The organism is Streptomyces sparsogenes subsp. cuspidosporus (assembly GCF_039532705.1).
Classification (GTDB): Bacteria; Actinomycetota; Actinomycetes; order Streptomycetales; family Streptomycetaceae; genus Streptomyces; species Streptomyces sparsogenes.
In genome coordinates, this window is record NZ_BAAASD010000114.1 from 1 (window position 1) to 2,775 (window position 2,775).

At 69.3% G+C, this 2,775-nt stretch carries 3 protein-coding genes; all 3 read right to left on the bottom strand.

Going from position 1 to position 2,775, the window contains the following annotated elements:
- Positions 1-36: 36 nt before the first annotated feature.
- Entirely contained in the window at positions 37-864 is an 828-nt protein-coding gene (locus tag ABFY07_RS42530) for an aldo/keto reductase (protein ID WP_346179590.1), read from the bottom strand.
- 145 nt (positions 865-1,009) lie between these two features.
- Positions 1,010-1,432 carry a GlcG/HbpS family heme-binding protein gene (locus tag ABFY07_RS42535; RefSeq protein ID WP_346179591.1) on the bottom strand — a complete coding sequence of 141 codons (423 nt, stop codon included), beginning with the start codon at positions 1,430-1,432 and terminating at the stop codon, positions 1,010-1,012.
- 57 nt (positions 1,433-1,489) lie between these two features.
- Positions 1,490-2,710 (bottom strand): MFS transporter, encoded by a 1,221-nt coding sequence (locus ABFY07_RS42540; protein WP_346179592.1) that lies wholly within the window; start codon positions 2,708-2,710, stop codon positions 1,490-1,492.
- Positions 2,711-2,775: the final 65 nt, after the last annotated feature.

Sequence of the window (2,775 nt, forward strand, 5' to 3'; positions counted from 1 at the left end):
GTGTGGATCGCTCCCGCACGGGCCGCCCAAGAGTGGCTAGTTGAGGGTGTCCGGGTCGGGACCGGTGCGCAGACCGCGGTCGAGGGCGGCGATCGCGGCCATCTCCTCGTCCGACAGAGTGAAGTCGAAGACATGGAGGTTCTCGCGGATGCGGGCCGGGGTGACCGACTTGGGGATGACGATGTTGCCCAGCTGCAGGTGCCAGCGCAGGACTACCTGCGCCGGCGACTTGCCGTGCTGCGCGGCGATGGTGGTGATCGCGTCGTCGCCCAGGACCGCGCCCTGCGCCAGCGGGCTCCACGCCTCGGTGGCGATGTTGAGGTCGGCATGCAGGGCGCGCAGCTCGTGCTGCTGGAGGCCGGGGTGCAGCTCGATCTGGTTGACGACCGGTACCAGGTCGGTGCCTTCCAGGAGGCGCCGCAGGTGCGCCGGCTGGAAGTTGGACACGCCTGCGGCCCTGATCCGTCCGTCGGCGGCCAGCTTCTCGATGGCCTTCCACGACTCCCGGTACAGGTCACGGGCCGGGGTCGGCCAGTGGATCAGGTACAGGTCGACGTAGTCCAGTCCCAGCTTGTCCAGGCTGGCGTCGAAGGCCTTGAGCGTGGCGTCGTATCCCTGGTCGCTGTTCCAGAGCTTGGTGGTGATGAACAGGTCGTCGCGGGCGATGCCGGAGTCGGCGAGGGCCTTGCCGACTCCGGATTCGTTGCCGTAGATCGCGGCGGTGTCGATGGAGCGGTAGCCGGCCTCCAGGGCGGCCGTGACGGCTGCGGCCGTCTCGGCGTCGGGGACCTGGAAGACGCCGAAGCCGAGCTGGGGGATCTGGACGCCGTTGTTGAGAGTGACGGTGGGGACGGAGGCGTTCATGCGCGAGTTCCTTGCGTAGTAATGGGTGGTACCGACCGGGCCCCTCCGGCCCTGGGCCGGAGTGCGTCTCGAACTGCCGTCGTGCGGGCGCTGCCGATTCCTGTCGGTGTCCGGGCGTTGGCTGGCACTGCGGGCTGTGATGTCCTCAGGCGAGGGTGTCGAGTGCCGTGGCGGCGAAGCCGTGGTCCTGCTCGGGGGTGCCGCCGCCGACGCCGATGGCGCCGATGAGGCGGCCGTCGCGGTGGACGGGCAGGCCACCGGCGATGAAGAGCAGCGGCCGGTCGAGGGCGGTGGGCAGGCTGTGGAACGGACCGTCGGGCTTGACCAGGTCGACGAGGTCGGCGGTCGGGGCGTTCAGCTGGAGTGCGGTGTACGCCTTTCGGGTGCTGGTCTCGCCGGAGATCAGCACGGCGCGGTCGTCGCGGCGGAAGGCGAGGAGGTGGCCGCCGGCGTCGAGGACGGTGACGCTGACGGTGACTTCGGCCGCCGCCGCGGCGCGACGGGCGGCGGTGATCAAAAGCTCTGCGTCCTGAGTGGTCAGAGGGGCGATGGGGGTGGGGGTGCTCATGGTGTGTTGCTCACTTCGCTGGTGGTTTCGGAGGTGGTCCGGTCGGGTGTGCCGGGGTCAGTGGCCGATCGGGACGGGGGTCGGTTCAGCCTGCGTGCGCGGGGAGCCGGCCACGACCCTGCCGGAGGTTCGGCGTGTGCGGCGGTCGAGGAAAGCGGCGAGGAAGGACAGCAGCAGGGCGGTGCCGGAGAGCAGGGCGCCGACCCAGTTCGGCGAGGTGTAACCGAGTCCGGCCGAGATCACTACACCGCCGAGCCAGGCGGCCAGCGCGTTGCCGAGGTTGAAGGCGCCGATGTTGGCGGCCGAGGCCAGGGTCGGGGCGGCCGAGGCCTGGTCGAGGACCCATTTCTGCAGCGGCGGCACGGTGGCGAAACCGAGCGCGCCGATCAGGGTGAGGGTGATCGCCGCCAGCGCCTTGTTGTGGGCGGTCGCGGTGAACAGCAGCAGTACAGCGGCCAGGCTCCCCAAGGTGGTGAAGAGCATCGGCATCAGGGCGCGGTCGGCGAACCTGCCGCCGAGCAGGTTGCCGAGGAACATGCCGATGCCGAACAGGACGAGCAGCCAGGTGACAGCGCCTTCGGGGTAGCCGGCCACCCGGGTCATCATCGGCGTGATGTAGGTGATCGCCGCGAAGACACCGCCGTAGCCGAGGACGGTCATCGCCATGGCGAGCCAGACCTGGACGTTCTTGAAGGCGGCGAATTCGGTGCGAACGTTCCCGTTCTCGGGCCTGCCCTGTTCGGGGACGAGCTTGGCGAGGCCGAGCAGCCCGATGATGCCGAGGGCGGCGACGATGGTGAAGGTGACGCGCCAGCCGGCGACGTGTCCGATATAGGTGCCGCCGGGGACGCCGACGATGTTGGCCACGGTCAGGCCCATGAACATCAGGGAGATGGCCGAGGCCTTCTTCTCGGGGGCGACCAGGTCGGCGGCGACCACGGAGCCGATGCCGAAGAACGCGCCGTGCGCGAGCGAGGCGATGACCCTGCCGGTGAGCATGACGCCGAAACCGGGGGCGAAGGCCGACAGGGCGTTGCCCACGATGAACAGGCCCATGAGGAACATGAGCATCTTCTTGCGCGACACCCGGGTGCCGAGCACGGTGAGCAGCGGGGCACCTATGACGACGCCCAGCGCGTAGCCGGACACCAGCCAGCCGGCGGTGGGGATGCTGACGCCGAAGTCGTCCGCGACCTGGGGCAGCACGCCCATGATCACGAATTCGGTGGTGCCGATCCCGAAGGCCCCGATGGCCAGGGCCAGGAGCGCGAGAGGCATGGGGACAGACCTTCCAAGCGATTGCGTTAGACGCTTACACTCGAAGACAATAGTTGCAGACGCCT

Excerpts from the sequence above, each read along its gene's own strand:
- ABFY07_RS42530 (WP_346179590.1), bottom strand. The coding sequence starts at position 864 with ATGAACGCCTCCGTCCCCACCGTCACTCTCAACAACGGCGTCCAGATC.
- ABFY07_RS42540 (WP_346179592.1), bottom strand. The coding sequence starts at position 2,710 with ATGCCTCTCGCGCTCCTGGCCCTGGCCATCGGGGCCTTCGGGATCGGC.
- ABFY07_RS42535 (WP_346179591.1), bottom strand. The coding sequence starts at position 1,432 with ATGAGCACCCCCACCCCCATCGCCCCTCTGACCACTCAGGACGCAGAG.